Source organism: Pseudonocardia thermophila (genome assembly GCF_900142365.1).
Classification (GTDB): domain Bacteria; phylum Actinomycetota; class Actinomycetes; order Mycobacteriales; family Pseudonocardiaceae; genus Pseudonocardia; species Pseudonocardia thermophila.
The window spans coordinates 1-19,140 of the sequence record NZ_FRAP01000009.1; the positions used below are offsets into that span (position 1 = coordinate 1).

At 72.1% G+C, this 19,140-nt stretch carries 17 protein-coding genes and 1 pseudogene; 8 read left to right on the plus strand and 10 right to left on the minus strand.

What is annotated here, in order from left to right:
• A pseudogene (locus BUE41_RS12930) lies at nt 1–419 on the minus strand (cyclase family protein); the annotation flags it as partial.
• Between the two features lie 175 nt (nt 420–594).
• On the opposite strand from BUE41_RS12930, the gene BUE41_RS12935 reads away from it, so the two are divergent.
• The 3 genes from BUE41_RS12935 (at nt 595) to BUE41_RS31285 (ending at nt 4,415) form a co-directional block, all read left to right on the plus strand.
• Entirely contained in the window at nt 595–1,503 is a 909-nt protein-coding gene (locus BUE41_RS12935) for a TetR-type transcription factor C-terminal domain-containing protein (protein WP_073457335.1), read from the plus strand.
• Nucleotides 1,504–3,252: 1,749 nt separating this feature from the next.
• The gene (locus tag BUE41_RS31280; protein WP_407691665.1) at nt 3,253–3,663 is read left to right on the plus strand and encodes a low molecular weight protein-tyrosine-phosphatase; all 411 of its coding nucleotides are present in this window, start codon (nt 3,253–3,255) and stop codon (nt 3,661–3,663) included.
• Between the two features lie 2 nt (nt 3,664–3,665).
• The gene (locus BUE41_RS31285; protein WP_200803880.1) at nt 3,666–4,415 is read left to right on the plus strand and encodes a fructosamine kinase family protein; all 750 of its coding nucleotides are present in this window, start codon (nt 3,666–3,668) and stop codon (nt 4,413–4,415) included.
• A 105-nt stretch (nt 4,416–4,520) separates the two neighbouring features.
• Here BUE41_RS31285 and BUE41_RS12955 read toward each other — a convergent pair whose 3' ends face one another.
• The 4 genes from BUE41_RS12955 to BUE41_RS12970 all read right to left on the minus strand — a co-directional run bounded on the left by BUE41_RS12955 (nt 4,521) and on the right by BUE41_RS12970 (nt 9,748).
• On the minus strand, nt 4,521–5,939 hold the full coding sequence (locus tag BUE41_RS12955; RefSeq protein ID WP_073457337.1) for a WS/DGAT/MGAT family O-acyltransferase: 1,419 nt from the start codon (nt 5,937–5,939) through the stop codon (nt 4,521–4,523).
• 17 nt (nt 5,940–5,956) lie between these two features.
• A complete protein-coding gene (locus BUE41_RS12960; RefSeq protein WP_073457494.1) occupies nt 5,957–7,186 on the minus strand; it encodes a class I SAM-dependent methyltransferase in 1,230 nt (409 codons plus the stop codon).
• A gap of 5 nt (nt 7,187–7,191) precedes the next feature.
• On the minus strand, nt 7,192–8,562 hold the full coding sequence (locus BUE41_RS12965; RefSeq protein WP_073457338.1) for an FAD-binding oxidoreductase: 1,371 nt from the start codon (nt 8,560–8,562) through the stop codon (nt 7,192–7,194).
• 100 nt (nt 8,563–8,662) lie between these two features.
• The gene (locus BUE41_RS12970; protein WP_073457339.1) at nt 8,663–9,748 is read right to left on the minus strand and encodes an alpha/beta fold hydrolase; all 1,086 of its coding nucleotides are present in this window, start codon (nt 9,746–9,748) and stop codon (nt 8,663–8,665) included.
• Nucleotides 9,749–10,166: 418 nt separating this feature from the next.
• On the opposite strand from BUE41_RS12970, the gene BUE41_RS12975 reads away from it, so the two are divergent.
• The 4 genes from BUE41_RS12975 to BUE41_RS12990 all read left to right on the plus strand — a co-directional run bounded on the left by BUE41_RS12975 (nt 10,167) and on the right by BUE41_RS12990 (nt 13,670).
• On the plus strand, nt 10,167–11,312 hold the full coding sequence (locus BUE41_RS12975) for an acyl-CoA dehydrogenase family protein (protein WP_073457340.1): 1,146 nt from the start codon (nt 10,167–10,169) through the stop codon (nt 11,310–11,312).
• Nucleotides 11,313–11,346: 34 nt separating this feature from the next.
• A complete protein-coding gene (locus BUE41_RS12980) occupies nt 11,347–11,982 on the plus strand; it encodes a DUF47 domain-containing protein (protein WP_073457341.1) in 636 nt (211 codons plus the stop codon).
• A 3-nt stretch (nt 11,983–11,985) separates the two neighbouring features.
• A complete protein-coding gene (locus BUE41_RS12985; RefSeq protein WP_073457342.1) occupies nt 11,986–12,984 on the plus strand; it encodes an inorganic phosphate transporter in 999 nt (332 codons plus the stop codon).
• Nucleotides 12,985–13,061: 77 nt separating this feature from the next.
• Entirely contained in the window at nt 13,062–13,670 is a 609-nt protein-coding gene (locus BUE41_RS12990) for a hypothetical protein (protein WP_073457343.1), read from the plus strand.
• A 4-nt stretch (nt 13,671–13,674) separates the two neighbouring features.
• Here BUE41_RS12990 and BUE41_RS12995 read toward each other — a convergent pair whose 3' ends face one another.
• The 5 genes from BUE41_RS12995 to BUE41_RS13015 form a co-directional block, all read right to left on the minus strand.
• Nucleotides 13,675–14,517: a PPK2 family polyphosphate kinase gene (locus BUE41_RS12995; RefSeq protein WP_073457344.1), complete on the minus strand. Its 843-nt coding sequence runs from the start codon at nt 14,515–14,517 to the stop codon at nt 13,675–13,677.
• A gap of 11 nt (nt 14,518–14,528) precedes the next feature.
• Nucleotides 14,529–15,164, minus strand: coding sequence for a Uma2 family endonuclease (locus tag BUE41_RS13000; protein ID WP_073457345.1), 636 nt, complete (start codon nt 15,162–15,164; stop codon nt 14,529–14,531).
• 131 nt (nt 15,165–15,295) lie between these two features.
• Nucleotides 15,296–16,129: an ABC transporter ATP-binding protein gene (locus BUE41_RS13005; protein WP_073457346.1), complete on the minus strand. Its 834-nt coding sequence runs from the start codon at nt 16,127–16,129 to the stop codon at nt 15,296–15,298.
• Nucleotides 16,126–17,214, minus strand: coding sequence for a FecCD family ABC transporter permease (locus BUE41_RS13010; RefSeq protein WP_073457347.1), 1,089 nt, complete (start codon nt 17,212–17,214; stop codon nt 16,126–16,128). The genes BUE41_RS13005 and BUE41_RS13010 overlap by 4 nt, the downstream gene beginning before the upstream one ends.
• The gene (locus tag BUE41_RS13015) at nt 17,214–18,278 is read right to left on the minus strand and encodes a FecCD family ABC transporter permease (protein ID WP_084754889.1); all 1,065 of its coding nucleotides are present in this window, start codon (nt 18,276–18,278) and stop codon (nt 17,214–17,216) included. The genes BUE41_RS13010 and BUE41_RS13015 overlap by 1 nt, the downstream gene beginning before the upstream one ends.
• Before the next feature lie 140 nt (nt 18,279–18,418).
• Between BUE41_RS13015 and BUE41_RS13020 the strand changes: the two genes are divergently transcribed.
• On the plus strand, nt 18,419–19,138 hold the full coding sequence (locus tag BUE41_RS13020; RefSeq protein ID WP_073457348.1) for a pyrimidine reductase family protein: 720 nt from the start codon (nt 18,419–18,421) through the stop codon (nt 19,136–19,138).
• Nucleotides 19,139–19,140: the final 2 nt, after the last annotated feature.

A 19,140-nucleotide genomic window follows, 5' to 3' on the forward strand; every position in this document is an offset into this window, starting at 1 on the left:
ATCCCACCGACCGTGGTGCGGGCGTCGTAGCCGTTCCAGAGCTTGCCGTCGTACCAGACGTGGCCGAGCGCGTCGTACTGCGTGGAACCCTGCAGAAAGAGCTTCGCGGTGTCGTCGGCGTAGTGCAGCCCACCCGGGAACTGGGGCGCATCGCCGCCGTCCCAACTGCCCTCATCGAGGATGTTCTGCCGCTCCATGCCCGTCCGGCCGGGCCACAACGGATCCCCCGGCCCATCGGTACGACCCATCTGGATCTGCAGCGTGAACACCTCCCCGCTGCGGATGTGCTGCGCCCCGCGCAGCACTTCCTTCGCGTCGAGGTAGTTCAGGCAACCCAGCTCGTCGTCGGGGCCCCACCTACCCCAGTTGGTCGGCGCGTCGTCACCGAGCAGCTCGCGCATCGCCGGGGCGTCGGACATCGTCGTCTCCTCCCGTCGTCTCCCACACGGTGAACCAACGCTCAGCGTCCGAGCGATCGCACGGTTCAATGTTTAGAACGTGGCAGAGGATCTGCCTGGGAGTCAATACCTCTCAAAGAGGGAGAGCCGATCGGCTAAGTTTAGAATTCCTAAAGTCCGACGCGGGAGCGGTGCCATGACGACGACTGACAAGGCAGGATCGGCCGACGAATCCCTCGGCGCTCAGGTGCGGGCCGCCCGGCGGACGAAGGGCTTCACCCAGCGCCTTCTTGCCCACGCGATCGGGGTGAGCGCGGCGACGCTGAGTCAGATCGAGAACGGACAGACCGGCCTCAGCGTCAGCCGGCTGGCACTCATCGCCGACGCCCTCGGCCTGACCGTGCAGGAGATCCTCGACATCGTCGTGGAGCCCGGATCGCTGCCCTCAGTGCGGCAAGCCGAAGAGCCACGCCCGGCACCGCGGGCCGAGAAGACGCCAGCGGTACCGGAGATCACGCACTGGCGCCACTACGAGCCCCTCAACTTCGACCCTGTTCTACGCGCCGCACTCGACGAGATCCTCGAGATCGGCTACCACGGTGCAACAGTGCGAGGAATCGCTGCGCGGTGCGGCCTGTCCGTCTCCGGGATCTACCACTACTACACCAGCAAGCAGCAGATGCTGCTCACCATCCTCGACCTCACCATGACCGAGTTGCTCGCCCGCGCACGCGCCGCCAGGAACGAGGGACGCGACCCGGTCGAACGGTTCAGCCTGCTCATCGAGCACCTCGCCCTGTTCCACACCCACCGGCGCGAGCTCGGCTTCGTCGGCGCAAGCGAGATGCGCAGCTTCGACGCCGGCAACCGGCGCAAGATCGCACAGCTGCGCACCATCCAGCAACGCATGGTCGACCACGAGGTCGAAGCAGCCGTCCGTCAGGGCCGCTTCCGCACCGACCACCCCCATGAGGCCGCCCGCGCCGCCGTCACCATGTGCACAGCGCTACCGACCTGGTGGCGCTCCGACGGCCCTCTCAGCCCCGAGCAGGTCGCCGAGCAATACGTGAGCTTCGCTCTCGATCTCATGCGCTTTGACCGATAGGCCGCTCACACGAACCCGCGCAGAACCGTCCGCGCCGACCACGCATCTGTACTCCTCGCCCGCCCGCTCTGGACACATCGCTGACCGACGATGCTCAAGCATCGCGAGCCGCGTTGACCAGCCCGAGACACCGACCGGAGACGACCGGCACGTCGTGCAGGTCCCGCTGCCTGAACCCGGGGTGAGGACGGCGCGCCAGAGGCTTCGTCCCTGCTGTCGCAGACAGTCCATGTCGAGGACTTCGCGGGAGCCATCAGCACCGATGCCGGGCCACACCACGCCCCCCGGATGCGGGGTGGCGTTGTGGCGCACGGGCAGATAGGTCAGCGAGGAACGATCGCCTCGCGGCCTGGAGCTGGGGCCTCCACGTCGCACGCGCATGCGCTTGCCAACCGCCGCTGGGGCTGCTCCACGGTGCTCGCGGCGAGGCAACGCCGGCGCTAATTCATCTGATGATGAAGATCTTCTCAGTGTGCGTCGAGGTCGTGATTGTCGTCGGCGGACCACGGTGTGACCCGCAGTGCGAGCTCGCATGTGTCCACTGCTCTCACCCTTGGCGGCGGTCGACGACCACGCCGGCGAGGGCATGTCGCTGGCCGTCTCGGCGCGCGCCTGCGGCTCCCAAGATTGAGGGGTCCGTCGGCTGCGGCGATCTGCATCCAGTCTCACCGCGCACTGAAGGCAGACGAGCGAGTCTGCCGGTCACCTGCATGACCCAGATCGGTAAGCGAACGTGGTCGGCAACGCCGTTGCACGCCGCCCACACCTGGTCGTGCGTGCAGGAGGTCGTGCGGATGCCGCTGCTCTGGTCGCTCCTGCCGTTTCCATCCGTCCCGTCGGTCCCTGTGTCCGCTTGCCGAACGGTAGGTGAGCCACTTGTGTTGACGGGACGACTCAGGAGCTCGCGTAAACGCCGCTCATCGCCCCAGCGCAGCGGGGCCTGGGGGTCGGATTCCGGACCCCAGGCCCCGGACGTCAGTCTTGTGGGGAGGTGAGCAGACGGATCAGCTCAGCGAGCTCCTCAGGGCTGAACAGCGCCCTGATGGACTTGGCGGCCTGCTCGGGGGTGGACGCGGAGATGCGCCGGACAGCACGTCCGGACGCCGCGGACTGAGTGCTCGATCGCAGTCGGTACGGCGGACCTGCCGCGGCGATGCGCTGCTGTTCGGATTCGGGGAGTGTGCCGAGCTGACGGGCTAGCTCGATCGCAGGTGCTGCGGCAGGACCGCGGCTCGATCCGCTCCCCGTCCCGGTACCGGGCGGGCCGCTGCTCGGCCGGGCGGCCGAGCTGGCGGAGCTGATCACCGCGATCGCGGAGCATCCCCTCGTCACGCTCGTCGGGCTGGCCGGGTCGGCCGGGTCGGGAAGACCCGCCTCGCGATCGAGGCCGCCCGGATGGCGCGCGTCCCGTTGGCGACCGGGCCCGGGCACGCGCCACCGTCGAGGGCGCTCGGCGGTGGTGCGCCGCGTCCGGTGCCGGGGACCACGCCCCGGGCCGAGGAGGAGCTCACCCGGGTGGAGGAGGAGCTCACCCGGGTGGAGGCCGGACCGGGTGGTCTCGTCGAGAACGACGATGCTGCGGACTGAATCGATTCGATTTTCGCCACAACGTCGTTCTCGGCGCAGCGGGTGGACCCCGGCAGTGACCGGGGCCACCCCGCCACGGCCGGATGCACCGCGTCCGGACGGCCTACGGTGGCCGACGTGCATGTCGTGTTCGTCTGTTCCGGCAACATCTGCCGCTCCCCCATGGCCGAGAAGGTGTTCGCCGCGGCGCTGGAGGAGGCCGGGCTGGCCGAGAAGGTGCGGGTGACGAGCGCCGGCACCGGCGCCTGGCACGTCGGGGAGCCCATGGACGAGCGGGCCGCCGCCATCCTCGCTGCGGAGGGCTACCCCACCGACCACGTCGCCCAGCAGGTCGACGCCGAGGCGCTGGGAGCCGACCTGATCGTCGCCCTCGACAACGGGCACCGCCGCGCGCTGCAGCAGCGGGTCCCCGAGCCGGAGCGGGTGCGGCTGCTGCGCTCGTTCGAGCCCGGGCAGAACGACGGGGACGTGCCGGACCCGTACTACGGCGGCCCGGACGGGTTCGCCGACGTCCTGGCGATGATCAAGGCCGCGGTGCCCGGCCTGCTCGAGCACGTGCGCTCGCAGGTGTGACGATGTCCGCCGACCGCGTGGTCGTGAAGCACGGGGACGTGCGCGCCGAGGCAGCCGGCCTGGCGTGGCTGGTCGTCCCCGGCGGGCCACCGGTGGTGCCGGTCCTCGAGGTGCATCCCGACCGGCTGGTGCTGGCCCGGCTCGACGAGGTCGGCGCCGATCCCGCCGCTGCCGAGCGCTTCGGCCGCCAGCTGGCCTACCTGCACGCCGCCGGGGCCCCGGCGTTCGGCGCTCCCCCGCCGGGCGGGCCGGCGGAGGCGACGATCGGGCGCGCCCCGATGCGCAACGAACCAGCCCCCGCGTGGCCGCAGTGGTACGTGCGCGACCGGGTGCTGCCCTACCTGCGCGCCGCCCGTGACGCCGGCAGCATCGGCGCGGCTGACACCGCGGCCGTCGAGCAGGTGTGCGAGCGCATCGCCGAGCTCGCCGGCCCGCCCGAACCGCCCGCCCGACTGCACGGCGATCTCTGGTCGGGCAACGTCCTGTGGACCGCGGAGGGCGGCACGCTGATCGACCCGGCCGCGCACGGCGGCCACCGGGAGACCGATCTCGCGATGCTCGCCCTGTTCGGTTTCCCCTACCTCGACGCGGTGCTGCGCGCCTACCACGAGACGACCCCGCTCGCCGACGGCTGGCGCGAGCGGGTGCCGCTGCACCAGCTCTTCCCGCTGCTGGTGCACGCCGTGCTGTTCGGCGCCGGGTACGGCCGGCAGGCCGGCGCGGCCGCCCGGACGGTGCTCGCAACGGCCTGACCGGACCGACCAGGCTGCGTCGAGAACGACGTTGGCGCGATCTCGAAACGATTCAACCCGTCACAACCTCGTTCTCGACGCGGCGGGGCGCACCCGGCCGAACCGTCAGTCGGAGCGCTCCACCAGCTCGGCCAGCGACTCCGCGAGGTCGTCGGCGACCTCGTCGACGTCGGGCATCGCGTCGCGGTCGGCGGTGAGCCCGTAGTGCACGTGCCCGTCGTAGGAGGTGATCCCGACGGCCACCGCCTGCCGGCCGCCCAGCGGCACCACCGGGTACATCTCCAGCATCCGCGCGCCCATGGCGTAGAGCGGGCGGGGCGGTCCGGGCACGTTGGTGACCAGGACGTTGTAGAAGTTGTCCGAGTACCGGCTAGCCATGCGCACGCCGAGGCTGTGCAGCACCGGCGGGGCGAGCCCGACCAGCCCCATCAGCGTCGCCGCGCCGACCGCCTGCCCGCCGCGCTTGTGCTCCTCCATCGCGGCGCTGAGGATCCCCAGGCGCTCGACCGGGTCGGTCACCGCGACCGGGAGATCGACGAGGTAGGCGGAGATGCTGTTGCCCGCCGGCCCGATCGTGCCGGTCTCGCGGGCCCGGGCCCGCACGCTCACCGGCACCATGGCGCGCACCTGCGTCGATTCGGTCAGCGGTTCCCCGCGCCGGATCAAGAGCCGGCGCAGTCCGCCGGTGACGACGGCGAGGATGACGTCGTTGACGGTGCCGCCGTGCGCCTTGCGCACCTTCCGGTGATCGGCGAGCGTCGTGCGCAGGGTGCCGTAGCGGCGCTGCTGGCCGGTGGCGGCGTTGAGCGCACCGACGGGCCGGGCGGACGCTGCACGCCGGCCGGTGGACAGGACGCCCCCGACCGTGCGGGCCACCGAGTCCGCGGTGGACCGGGCGTCGGTGACGACCCGCGCGGCCGCCTCACCGGCCCGTTCGATCGCGCTCCACGGCCGCCGCAGCAGGTCGACGGCGGCCCCGGCGGCGAGCGCCAGCGCGCTCGGCTCCGGCTCCGGGCGCCACGGCGGGGCCGGGGTGGGCCGGGGCGCCGGGGTCAGGTCGAGCAGCGCCGCGCCGATGTCCATCGACGCGAGGCCGTCGACCATCGCGTGGTGGGTCTTGGTGACCACGGCGAACCGGCCGCCGGTCAGCCCCTCGACGATGTTGACCTCCCACAGCGGGCGGCTGCGGTCGAGGTGGCGCACCAGCAGCCTGCCGACCAGTTCCCGCAGCACCGCGTCGGTGCCCGGCGCGGGCAGCGCCGAGTGCCGCACGTGGTAGTGGATGTCGAAGTCGGGATCATCGACCCACACCGGCAGCCCGAGCCCGCCAGGCACCATGCGCACCTTCTGCCGGTACCGCGGTACCAGGTGCAGCCGCTGCTCGATCAAGTCGGTGAACGCACCGACGTCGAACGGCCCGCCGGCGGGCTGCTCGAACGTCATCACACCGCCGATGTGCATGGCGGTCGTGCGGTCCTCGGCGAACAAGAACGAGGCGTCGAGGGGCGAGAGCCGGTCGGGCACTCGAGAGATCCTCCTCCTCACCACCCCCGCAGGGGGAACCCGGACCCGCCCTGCGCCGCGAGCTTCACCCCGAGCACCTGGTGGAGCTGGATGTTGTCGCGCTCGAACCCGACCCGCGACGCGGCCATGTACAGCCGCCACACCTTCGCCCGGCCCAGCCCGACCTCGGCCACGGCCTCGTCCCAGTGCTCCTCGAGGTTCTCGCACCAGGCCTTGAGGGTCAGCGCGTAGTGCTCGCGCAGGTTCTCCTCGTGGCGGATCTCGAAGCCGGCGTCGTTCATCTCGCTGATGAGCAGGCCGATCGGCTCCAGCTGACCGTCCGGGAACACGTAGCGTCCGATGAACGGGTCGACCTTCTTCCGCCGCGGCGTGCGGGGCTGGGTGATGCAGTGGTTGAGCAGCCGCCCGCCCGGTCGCAGCCGCGCGTGCAGCGACGAGAAGTACCGGCTGAGCTGGTCGCGGCCGATGTGCTCGGTCAGGCCGATGGAGCTGATCGCGTCGAACTGCGATTCGGGGGTCTGCCGGTAGTCGAGGTGGCGCACCTCGGCGAGCTTCGACAGCCCCAGCTCCTCGATCTTCTGCTGCGCCCAGTCGGCCTGGTTCTTCGACAGGGTCACGCCCAGCGCCTTCACGCCGTGCTCCTTGGCGGCGTGCATGACCATCCCGCCCCAGCCGCAGCCGACGTCGAGCAACCGCATCCCGGACTTCAGCCCGAGCTTCTGCACGACCAGCTCGTGCTTGGCCGCCTGCGCCTCCTCCAGCGTCGCGTCCGCGGTCGGGAACACCGCGCACGTGTAGGTCATCGACGGGCCGAGGACCCACTCGTAGAACCGGTTGGAGACGTCGTAGTGATGGGAGATGGCCCGGTGATCGCGCCGCAGCGAGTGCAACCGCCCCTTGGGCCGGTACTCCAGGTCGGGGATCGGGCGGCGGTGCTTGGCCCAGATCGGCAGCATCTTGCGCGCCAGATCGATCTGCTGGGCACGGGTCAGCCCGTTGATCGTCAGGTCGGCCATCGCGTCGAGCAGCTGGTACATCTCGCCGTCGACCTCGATCTCGCCGGAGACGTACGCGCGGGCGAGGCCGAGCGTGGCCGGTGCCGTGGCGAGCCGGGCGAGCGCGCTCGGGCTGATGACCCGCAGGGTGACCTCGGAGCTGTCGGGGCCGACCTTGCTGCCGTCGTAGGCGACGACCCGCACCGGCAGGTCCGGTCCGATGACATCGGAGATGATGTCGGCGACCAGCATCGTCACTACCTCCTGACCTTTGCGTAGAGATCCGGCGCGCGACCACCCGGGTCGTACCGGTCCTTGAGGGCCCGGTAAGCGGGTCCGTTGTAGTGCTCCCAGAACTCCTGCTCGTCGTAGTGCACGGTCGAGTAGAGCGACTTGTGCCCGCCCAGCTGCGCCACCAGCTCCTCGACGCGGCGGTTGTGCGCCTCGGGATCGCCGGGCGCCTGCGGCACGGCCGACCAGAACCCGACGTTGACGTACAGCTCGCCGGGCGTGAGCGGGTACAGCGGCCACGGGCGATCGTCGCGCAGGGCGAGCGGGCACAGCCAGACCGGGCGGATGCCGATGTCGGCGTGGAACGTGTCGAGGAACTCGCGCAGCCGGGCAACGGGGATCTCGACGTCCTGGATCACCAGCTCGTCCTGCGGCTTGCCGAGGACCCGGTGCGCCTTCGCGGTGAACCCGTAGCGGCGGTCGAGGGCGACGAGGCGGCGGTAGACGTCGGAGCGGCGGTAGCGGCGCGGCCAGAACCGGCGCACGAGCGGATGCTGGACGCCGAACGCGCGCGAGCACCAGAACCAGTCGGTGTCCCAGCGCCAGATGTAGTCGTGCACGGTGAGCACGTCGTGGGTGCGCTCGCGGATCGACGTGTAGAAGATCCGCTGGCCGGTGTAGTCGCTGGTCCCCGGCCCGGGATCGGTGGTGAACCGGCCGATCGTGAGGTAGTTCTCGTCGGGGCCGAACACCGTGCCGTCGACGAAGTCGGTGGCCGGGTCGGCGCAGACCTCGCTGATCGCCGCGGACAGCTCACCGGAGCCGATCCGCCGGTGCTCCAGCGCCACGTACGGCTGCACCGGCATCACGTCGATGACGATCCGCAGGGCGTAGCCGAGGGTGCCGTAGGAGTTGGGGAAGCCGCGGAACAGGTCGGCGTGCTCGCCGTCGCGGGTGACGGTGACCAGCTCGCCCGCCGGGGTGAGCACGTCCATCTCGCGGACCGACTCGTGCGGCAGCCCGTGCCGGAACGAGGTGGACTCGATGCCCAGCCCGGTGACCGCGCCGCCCAGGGTGATCGTCTTGAGCTGCGGGACGACGAGCGGCATCACCCCGCGCGCGAGCGTGGCCGCGACGATCGTCTCGTAGGTGGCCATGCCCTGGACCTCGGCCGTGCCCGCGACCGGGTCGACGTCGAGCACGCCGGTGAGGGCGGAGACGTCGATCAGGCGGGCGCCGGCGGCGGAGGAGAACCGGAACAGGTTCGACGTCGGCTTGCCCAGTCGCACCGGTGTACCGGGCGGCACGGCCCGGTACTGACGCTGCAGCTCGGCGACGGCTGCGTCGTGGGCGGCGCGCGGCACCAGCCGCGCGGCCGGCAGGTCGGTCAGGGTCATGATTGCCGACGCTAGTCCGCGGATCGGGCCCTGCACAGGGCATTCCCCCAGGTCGCCCCTTATGTCCGGGTGGGACATCCGGCCGTCACGCGAGCGACGTTCAGCCGTGCTCGGTGAGGAAGGCGTCGATCGCGGGCCAGGTCGTGGTGCGGGCGCGGCGACCGGTGAGGACGCCGAGATGGCCACCGGGGGCGGTGGTGAAGCGGACGTCGGGGCTGGCGGTGAGCAGCTCGACGACCTTCTGCACCGCCTTGAGCGGCGCGATCACGTCCTCGGTGCCGGCGATCACCAGGACCGGCTCGGCGATCGCGGCGAGCGTGATGGTGCGCCCGGCGAGCGCCAGCCGGCCGTCGGCGAGGTCGTTGTTGCGCAGCAGCAGGTGGTAGATCTGGCCGAACACCCGGCCCGGGTAGGCGTGCATGTGGTTCATCAGGTGCTCGACGGCCTCGATCTGGGCCAGGCCGTCGGCGTCGTCGATGAGCGAGAGCTGCGTGAGCGGCTTGGTGACGACCTTGTCGAACGCGACCACCCGGAAGGCCGCGCTCACGATCGGCGAGGGGAACGACCCGATCGCCCGGTAGACCGCGGAGACGACGCGGCCGCCGGTGACCGCCGCGACCGGCCGCACGGGCGCCACCAGCGGCACCGCCGCGATGTCGACGGGGCTCGCGATCTCGACGAGGGCGCGCACCGGCAGCGGGGCGCCAGCGCTGCGGGCGGCGGCGAGCGCGAGCAGGCAGAAGATGCCGCCCAAGGACCACCCGATCAGGTGGACCTCGCCCGCGCCGCCGCGCTCGGCGGAGTCACGGGCGGTCTCCCGCACCGCCCACGGCACGACCCCGTCGACCCAGCTCTCGATGCCGCGCCGCCGGTCGGCGAACGTCAGCCCGCCGTAGTCGACGAGGTACACCGCGCGCCCGGCGCCGAGCAGGTGCTCGACGAGCGAGCAGCCGCGGCGCAGGTCGTAGGCGAAGTCGGGGGCGCCCAGCGGCGGGACGAGCAGCACCGGCGGTGCGTCCAGCGGTTCGACGCCCTCGATCGGCCGGTAGCGGTGGAGCACGGACCGGCTCTGCCCCGGTGCGTCGCCGTCGCGGTCGGCGATCGGGTCGCGCGGCATGCGCCGCAGATCGGCGACCCCGCCGCGGACCTTGCGCACCACGTTCGAGGCCGCGGCGATCAGGTCCACACCCGCACGCTGACTCCCGACCCACGACCCCGAACTCGCGCCCCGAGCACCGCAGTCGTCGAGCCGCACCCGACCGAACACCTCACGAAGGCGACCACCGCGGTCGACGTAGGGCGCGATCGCGCCGAGATCACGCCACCGAGATCACGCCGAGGAAGCCGGCACCTCGCGTCGCTCCCCAGCCCGCGAGGTGCCGGGCCGTCCACGGTTGAGTCCGGGCCTCGCTCCCCAGCAGGCCCGCACCCGTTCCTCACGTGGACCGGCGCACAGCCCCGACCCCCGAAACCGATGCCACGGGGCTGTGTGCTATTGGGTCGCTCCAGGTGACCACTACGTTACACCGCTCGGCCCACAGAGAAACAATCAATCGTGACGGTAAGTCTTCCGCGGGCGACGGCCCCGTGTGAGACTCGCCGCCATGGAGCGGACCATCTTCGACGCCGAGCACGAGGCCTTCCGCGATCTCGCCCGCACGTTCATCGCCAAGGAGGTCCTCCCCCACCACGAGCGGTGGGAGGAAGAGGGCCAGGTCAGCCGGGACGTGTGGCGCGCGGCGGGCAGGGCCGGGCTGCTGGGCACCGACGTGCCCGAGCAGTACGGCGGTGGCGGCGTCGCGGACTTCCGCTACAACGTCGTGCTCAACGAGGAGCTGGTGGCGGCGGGCATCACCGGGCCCGGCTTCCCGCTGCAGAACGACGTCGTCGCCCCCTACCTGCTGCGCCTGGGCACCGAGGAGCAGAAGGAGCGCTGGCTGCCCGGCTTCTGCTCCGGCGAGATCATCACCGCGATCGCGATGACCGAGCCGGGCACCGGCTCCGACCTGCAGGGCATCCAGACGATCGCCCGGCGGGACGGCTCCGACTGGGTCCTCAACGGCGCCAAGACGTTCATCACCAACGGCATCCTGTCCGACCTGGTGATCGTCGTCGCCCGCACCGACCCGGACGCGGGCGCCCGCGGCTTCAGCCTGCTCGTCGTGGAGCGCGGCATGCCCGGCTTCGAGCGCGGCAGGCGGCTGAAGAAGGTGGGGCTCAGGGCCCAGGACACCGCCGAGCTGTCGTTCACCGACGTGCGCGTGCCGGCCGAGAACGTGCTCGGCGAGGTGGGCAAGGGCTTCTTCTACCTGATGGAGAACCTGCCGCAGGAGCGGTTGTCGATCGCCGTCGCCGCGGCCGCCGGGATCGAGCAGGCGCTGAAGATCACACTCGACTACACCACGCAGCGCACGGCCTTCGGCAAGCCGATCGCGGCGTTCCAGAACACCCGGTTCGAGCTGGCCGAGATGGCCACCGAGGCATCCGTCACACGGGCGTTCGTCGACCGCTGCATCCTCGAGCACGTCCAGGGCCGGCTCTCCGCCGAGGACGCGGCGAAGGCCAAGTGGTGGGCGTCGGACACGCTCAAGCGGGTCGTCGACCGCTGTGTGCAGCTGCACGGCGGCTACGGCTACATGCTGGAGTACCCCATCGCCAAGGCGTTCCTGGACGCCCGCGTCCAGTCCATCTACGGGGGCACCAACGAAATCATGAAGGAGATCATCGGTCGCTCTCTGGTGGGTGGATAGGACCGCTGATGGGCCGACCAGGTATGAAGGCCGCATGGCCTTCCGGTTGACGCCACATGAACGCGGCTTCTATCCGCTCTTCACCAGAGCAGCCGAGAACATCGCCGCCGCGGCGGACCTCCTGGCCGAGCTGGTCGCGGCCGAGCCCGCCGCGCGGGCCGAACTGGCGGCCCGGGTCAAGGACGCCGAGCACACGGGTGACGAGGTCACCCACGAGATCATGGTCAAGCTCAACCGGACCTTCGTGACCCCGTTCGACCGCGAGGACATCTACCGGTTGGCCTCCTCCCTCGACGACGTGCTCGACGAGATGGAGGAGGCGGCCGACCGGATCGTGCTCTACCGGATCGACGCGCTGCCCAAGGGCGTCGCCCAGCAGGTGGGGGTACTGCAGCGCGCGGCGGCGGCCACCGCGGAGGCCATGCCGAAGCTCGAGAAGATGGCCAAGCTGCGGGAGTACTGGATCCACGTCAACTCCCTCGAGGACGAGGCCGACGCCCTCTACCGCGACCTGCTCGGCGACCTGCTCGCGCCTGCGGAGGGTACGACCCCGCTCGACGTGCTCACCGTGCTCAAGCACAAGGAGATCGTCGAGATCCTGGAGAACGCCGCCGATGCCTTCGAGACGGTGGCCAACACCGTCGAGAGCATCGCGGTCAAGGAAAGCTGACCCGTGGAGCTGTTCGCGATCATCCTGGTGATCGTCGTCGCGCTGGTGTTCGACTACACCAACGGCTTCCACGACGCCGCGAACGCCATCGCCACCTCGGTGGCCACGCGAGCGCTCGCCCCGCGCACGGCGCTGATCATGGCGGCCGTGATGAACCTCATCGGGGCATTCCTCGGCACCGAGGTCGCCTCCACCGTCGGCAGCGGCATCATCGCGGCGCCCAGCGGGGTGTCGGGGCTCACCGTGGTGCTGGCCGCGCTCGTCGGCGCGATCACCTGGAACATCATCACCTGGTGGCTGGGGCTGCCGTCGTCGTCCTCGCACGCCCTGATCGGCGGCCTCGTGGGCGCCGCGCTCGCCTCGGCGGGTACGGTGCAGTGGAACGGGGTCGTCGACAAGGTCGTGATCCCGATGATCCTCTCCCCCGTCGTCGGGTTCGTGCTGGCCGGGCTGCTGATGCTGGTCATCCTGTGGCTGTTCCGGCGCGCGCGGCCGACCCCGCTGTCGCGGGGGTTCCGCATCGCCCAGACCGCGTCCGCCGCGGCCATGGCGCTCGGGCACGGCCTGCAGGACGCCCAGAAGACGATGGGCGTGATCGTGCTGGCGCTGGTGGTCGGCGGCTACCACGAGGGCTTCGAGATCCCGTGGTGGGTCGTCGTGATCTCCGCCGGAGCGCTGTCGCTGGGTACCTACTCCGGCGGCTGGCGGATCATGCGCACACTGGGCAGGCGGATCATCGACCTGGACCCGCCGCGCGGGTTCGCCGCCGAACTCACGGCCTCCGCGGTGCTCTACACGACGGCGTTCGCGTTCGCCGCGCCGATCTCCACCACCCAGACGATCACCTCGTCGATCCTCGGGGTCGGGGCCACGAAGCGGCTGTCGGCGGTGCGGTGGGGCGTCGGCGGGCAGATCGCCGTCGCGTGGGTGCTGACGCTGCCCGCTGCCGCGCTGAGCGGCGCCGTGGCCTGGGAGATCCTGCGCTTGATCATCCCTGCTTGATCCGGATCCGTCTCAAAGCGACACGTCAGGCGCGCCCGCCACGTGCCACGCTCACCGCGACCGGGCGAGGAGGCGCGATGATCCGGGCGGCGGAGCTGTTCGTGGAGGCCGAGGAGATGCTGGTCGAGGTGCTCGGCCGCATCCGCGGGGACGACTGGCGGATCATGCTGCCGCCCACGGTCGCCGTCCCCGGGCATCCGGCGGCGCGGCGGCGCACGATGCGCCAGGCCGTCGTCGACCACGTCCGCGAGCAGCTCGCCCTGCCCGATGTGCTCGCCGGGGCGAACGCCGTCCCGGAGCCCGCGACGGACCCGCTGGGGCCCGACCCGCAGGAGTCCCTGCTGCGCGCCTGCGCGGTCGCGTGCTCCGCGGTCGGCAAGGTCGTCGACGGTGCGGCGATCGTGCACGTCCCGGGCGGCGACCGCACGACCGAGGAGTACCTCTGGCAGCTCGACGTGCTGCGCTGCTGGCTCGCCCACGACGTGGCGATGTGGCTCGGCTCGCGGGCCTGCCCCTTCCCGGAGAGCCTGGCCAGGGCGATGTGGGAGCAGACCGCGCCCGATGCCGGTCGGTGGCTGGCGGAGGGCTGGTTCGCCGGGGAGCCGCTGCCGATGCCGGACGACGTGTCGTGGCGGGACCGGTTCCTGCGCACGGCCGGTCGAGACCCGCACCCGGCGGTGCACTGACCCCTTAGACCACCGCGGCCTTGACCCGTGCCTTCTCCGCCTCCAGGTCGAAGTCCGGCTCCGGGAACCGCGGCCCCATCGCCGTGAGCGTCTCGGCCAGCAGCGCAGCGACGGCCCAGTTGCGGTACCACTTGCGGTCCGACGGGATGACGTACCAGGGCGCGGCGTCGGTGCTGCAGAAGCGCAGCGCGTCGGTGTAGGCCTGCATGTACTGCGGCCACTTGAGCCGGGTGTCGACGTCGTGCGGGTTGTACTTCCAGCGCTTCGCCGGGTCGTCGAGGCGTTCGAGCAGCCGCTCGGCCTGCTTCTCCGGCGAGATGTGCAGCATGCACTTGACGATCGTCACGCCTTGGCTGTCCAGCTCGGCCTCGAACGCGTTGATCGCGTCGTAGCGGGCCCGCCACACCTCCTCCGGCACGAGCCGGTCGACGCGGGCGACCAGCACGTCCTCGTAGTGCGAGCGGTCGAACACGCCGATCTGGCCGGGCCGCGGCACGCGCTCGCGGATGCGCCACAGGAAGTCGCGGGCGAGCTCCTCCGCTGTGGGCTCCTTGAACGACGCGATCGCGAGCCCCTGCGGGTTCACCAGGCCGGCGACGTGGCGGACGACGCCGCCCTTGCCCGCGGTGTCCATGCCCTGCAGCACCAGCAGCACCGACCGCGGTCCCCCGCCGGACGCCTCCGCGGTGAGCGCCTCCTGGAGCGCGTCGAGGCGCATCCCGAGGTCACGCACGGCCTCGGCGGCCGCCGCCTTGTCCCGCGGCCCGATCGGCCTGCCCTTCGAGTCGATCGCGGAGAGGTCCGCGTCGGCACCCACGCGGAACGTCTCGCGCACCGACTTCTTCATGCCGGCGGAGCCTACTGATCACCCTGTCCGGAGAGGGAGGTGAGATCGATCTCGACGCGGAACGGCTCCTCGAGCACCAGCCGCTCCCCCGCCCCGGCCCGGGCGAACTCGTGGTAGCGGCCGCTGATCAGCATGCTGGCCGCGGCCTCCGGCGCCGCGGAGTCGACGAGCACCGCGTAGGGGATGCGGCTGCGCGCGTAGAGCTGCGGCTTGAACGAGCGCTGGGTGATGCCGTGCGTGCGGTCCACGACGTCGACGACGATCAGGACGTCGGCGCAGTCCAGCACCTCCGGCCCGGTCTCCACCTGCGCGGGCTCCTCGGAGGCCGGCTCGCCGCCCGAGGACTCCGATGACTCCGCCGACTCCGCGCGCTCCACTGGAACGTCTCGGGCGATCACGAGATCGGGCACCAGCACGCAGTCGTGCCCGAGCCGCAGCGGCGTGGTCTCCACCACCCGCAGCCCCTCGGGCAGCGCCTTCTCCAGCGCTGCGCGCACGGCCGCGACCGCGGTGCCGTGCTCAGCGCTGTTCACCGGACCGACGAGCAGCGTGCCCTCGACCAGCTCGACGTGCCCGTCGCGGGGCGCGAGCGCGAGGTAGTCGCGCTCGGTGAACGGCCCGTCGTGCTCGAGCACCGTGTCTCCCATGCTGGCCACCTCCCAGCCACCCTCTCATGGCGCCGGTCGGGATCCGGCCGGCGAAGACTATCCGGGTGCGCGGCCCGCCGGCACGGGCAGCGGCCGTCCCGCACCCGGATCGGGCACGACCGCGGGTCGCGTCAGGTCACCCTGGACCCGATCGGGACGACGAGCGGGGTGCCCGCGACCGGGTCCGGGATCACCCGGGCGGCGAGGCCGAACACGTCGGCGAGCATCTCCTCGGTCATGACCTCGGCAGGCGCGCCTTGCGCGACGATGCGCCCGTCCTTCATCGTGACCAGCCGCTCGGCGTAGCGGGCGGCCAGGTTGAGGTCGTGCAGCACCATCACGACGGTGCGGCCGAACTCGACGTTCAGCCGCGCCACCAGCTCCAGGACCTCCACCTGGTGGGCGAGGTCGAGGAACGTGGTGGGTTCGTCGAGCAGCAGCAGGTCGGTGCCCTGGGCGAGCGCCATGGAGATCCACGCCCGCTGCCGCTGACCACCGGACAGCTCGTCGACGGGCCGGTCGGCCAGGTCGGCGATGCCGGTCCACTCGATGGCCTGCAGCACCGCGGCCTCGTCGTCGGCCGACCACTGCCGGTACCAGGCCTGGTGCGGGTGCCGGCCGCGGGCCACCAGGTCGGCGACGGTGAGCCCCTCGGGGGCGGACGGGCTCTGCGGCAGCAGCCCGAGCACCTTCGCCACCTCCTTGGTGGGCACCGAGTCGATGCGCCGGCCGTCGAGCAGCACCTGGCCGCCTCGGGGCCGCAGCAGGCGGCCCAGCGCACGCAGCAGCGTCGACTTGCCGCAGCCGTTGGGCCCGATCACAGCGGTGACCGTGCCCTCGACGACGTCGAGATCGAGGCCGTCGACGACGAGCCGGTCGCCGTAGCCGAGGCGGACGCCCTCGGCGCGCAGTCGCACCGTGTCCTGCGTCGTCACGTCCGGCCGCACCGTGGGGTCGAGCGTCATGCGCGGGTTCTCCGTCCCTGGCGGGCGATCAGGTAGAGCAGGTAGGGCGCGCCGATGACCGCCGTGACGATGCCGACGGGCAGCTCGGCGCCGAACGCGGTGCGGGCCAGCAGATCGGCGATCACGGTGAGCGCCGCGCCGAAGATCAGCGAGATCGTGATCGGTGGACGGGCGGCCCCGACGGCGCGCTGCGCGATCTGCGGCGCCACCAGCGCCACGAACGCCAGCGGCCCGGCCGACGCGGTGGCCACCGAGCACAGCCCGACCGCGGTGAGCAGCAGCAGGGTGCGCGCCTTGTCGACGGGGATGCCCAGGCCGCGGGCGCTGTCGTCGGACAGCTGCAGCGCGCCGAGGACGTGCGCGAGCACGAGCGCCGCCGGCACGAGCACCGCGAGCGCCACCGCCACCGGGACGACGTGCTCCCAGCCGCGGCCGTTGAGGCTGCCGTTGATCCAGGTGTAGGCGCGGGCGGCGTCGGTGACCTGCGCGATGACGAGCAACCACTCGACGACCGCGATGAGCATGGCGTTGATGCCGATCCCGACCAGGACCAGCCGGAAGCCCTGCACACCCTTGCGCCAGGCCAGCGCGTAGATCGCGAACGCCGACAGCAGCCCGCCGATCAGCGCCGCGAGCGGCAGCCCGACCACGCTCGCCGTGAACCCGACCGAGCCGAACCCGGCGCCGAGCACGATCACGAACACCGCGGCGGCGCTGGCGCCCGCGGTGAACCCGATGACGTCGGGGCTGGCCAGCGGGTTCCGTACGATCGCCTGGGTGATCGCGCCAGCCCCAGCCAGCGCGGCCCCCACCAGGGCGCCGGTGAGCGAGCGGGGCAGCCGCAGCCCGACGACGATGAACCGCTGCCCGGGATCACCCCCGCCGAGCAGGGTGATCAGCACGTCCGGCACGGAGATCCGGACCTCGCCGATGCCGACGTTGAGCGCGAGCCCGAGCACGAGCACGGCGACCCCGGCGAGGCCGACGAGCGCCACGCGGGGCCGCCAGACGAGCGAGACCGGCCCGATCCGCAGCGCGCGCCGGCCCGGGACCCGGGCCGGCGGGAGCGACACCGCGAGCGCCATCAGACCTGCACCATCTTCCGCCGCCGCACCAGCCACACGAAGAACGGGCCGCCGACGAGCGCCAGCACGATGCCCACCTGCAGCTCGGCCGGACGCACGACGACGCGGCCGACGACGTCGGCGACGAGCAGCAGGACCGCGCCGAGCAGCGCCGACACCGGCAGCAGCCAGCGGAAGTCGGGGCCGGTGAACGATCGGGCCACGTGCGGCACCACCAGCCCGACGAACGCGATGGGTCCGCAGGCAGCGGTGGCGGCCCCGGCGAGCAGGGTGATCGCGACGACCCCGACGAACCGGGTGCGGCGCACGTCGTGCCCGAGCGAGGTGGCTACGTCGTCGCCCAGCGCCAGCGCGTTGAGCGCCGGAGCGCTCGCGAACGCGATGAGCGTGCCGGCGCCGATGAACGGCGCCACCTGGGCGGCCACCGCCGCGTCCCGCCCGGCGAGCGCGCCGACGGCCCAGAACCGGTACGCGTCGAGCGTCTGGACGTCGACCAGGACGATCGCGGACGTGAACGCGCCGAGCATGGCGGTGACCGCGGCTCCGGCCAGCGCGAGCGTCACCGGAGTGGGCCCGCCGCGGCCCATGGACCCGAGCACGAACACCGCCACGGCCGCCGCGAACGCACCGGCGAACGCGAACCACACGTACCCGAGCAGGCTGGTGACGCCGAAGACGTAGATGCCGATCACCACGACAAGCGCGGCCCCGGCGTTGACGCCGAGCAGACCGGGGTCGGCGAGCGGGTTGCGGGTGTGCCCCTGGATCAGCGCGCCGGCCAGCCCGAGCGCGGCCCCGGCCAGCACGCCCACGATCGTGCGCGGCACCCGCAGCGATCGGATCACGATGTCGTTCTCGGTGCCGGTGTAGGCGACGAACGCCCGCCACACGTCACCGATGCCGATCTCCTTCGCCCCGACCGCGACGCTGGCGAAGCAGCAGCCCACCAGCAGCACGAGCAGCCCGGCCAGGGCCACGAGGCGGCGCCGCCGCATGCTGGTCGGCACCGGGGGCCGCGGAGCGGACCGCACGACCGCGGCCGCCGGCGGCGCGCCACTGGTCATCCCGTCCTCCGATCGCTCACCTCCGCGGACCTCACCATAGGTGAGCCTCGCCTACGATCCCATACGATCTGGCCCACGTTCCGGCATCGGTCCGGCCCTGCCTGCAACCACGCCACCGCGGACCGTGATGGGATGGGGCCGTGATCGCGTTGTGGCCGCCCGGTCCGTCGACCGGACTCGACCTGGCCGCCGCCTACGCCTACCCCGAGGAGCTCGCGGCACCCTACGTGCGGGCGAACTTCATCGCCTCGGTCGACGGCGCGGTGGCGGTCGACGGCCGGTCCGGTGGGCTGCACACCCCCGCCGACAACACGGTCTTCGCGCTGCTGCGGGAGTTGTGCGACGTCGTGCTGGTCGGCGCGGGCACCGTGCGCACCGAGGGCTACGGAGGCGCGCGCCGCACCGGGCCGGGCCGGGAGCACCCCCCACCGATCGCCGTCGTCACCGCGAGTGCGCACCTCGATCCCGCGTCGCGGCTGTTCACCGACACGGTGGTGCCGCCGATCGTGCTGACCACCGCGGCCGCGCCGCAGGAGCGGCGGGCCGCGATCGCCGCCGCGGGGGGCGACGTCGTGCTGCTGCCTGAGCTGACCCCTCAGTGCCTGCTGGGCGAGCTGGGGCGGCGCGGGCTGCACCGGGTGCTCCTGGAGGGCGGCCCGGCGCTGTTCGGCGACTTCCTCGCCGCCGGGGCCGTCGACGAGCTGTGCCTGACGGTCGCCCCGCTGGCGACCAGCGGCACCGCGGGCCGCATCGCGCGGGGCCCGGCCACGACGCGCACACTCGACCTGGTCGGGGTCCTTCGCGACGACGACGGCACGCTCCTGCTCCGCTATCGTCGCCTTGATCCGCCGAACGGGTGACA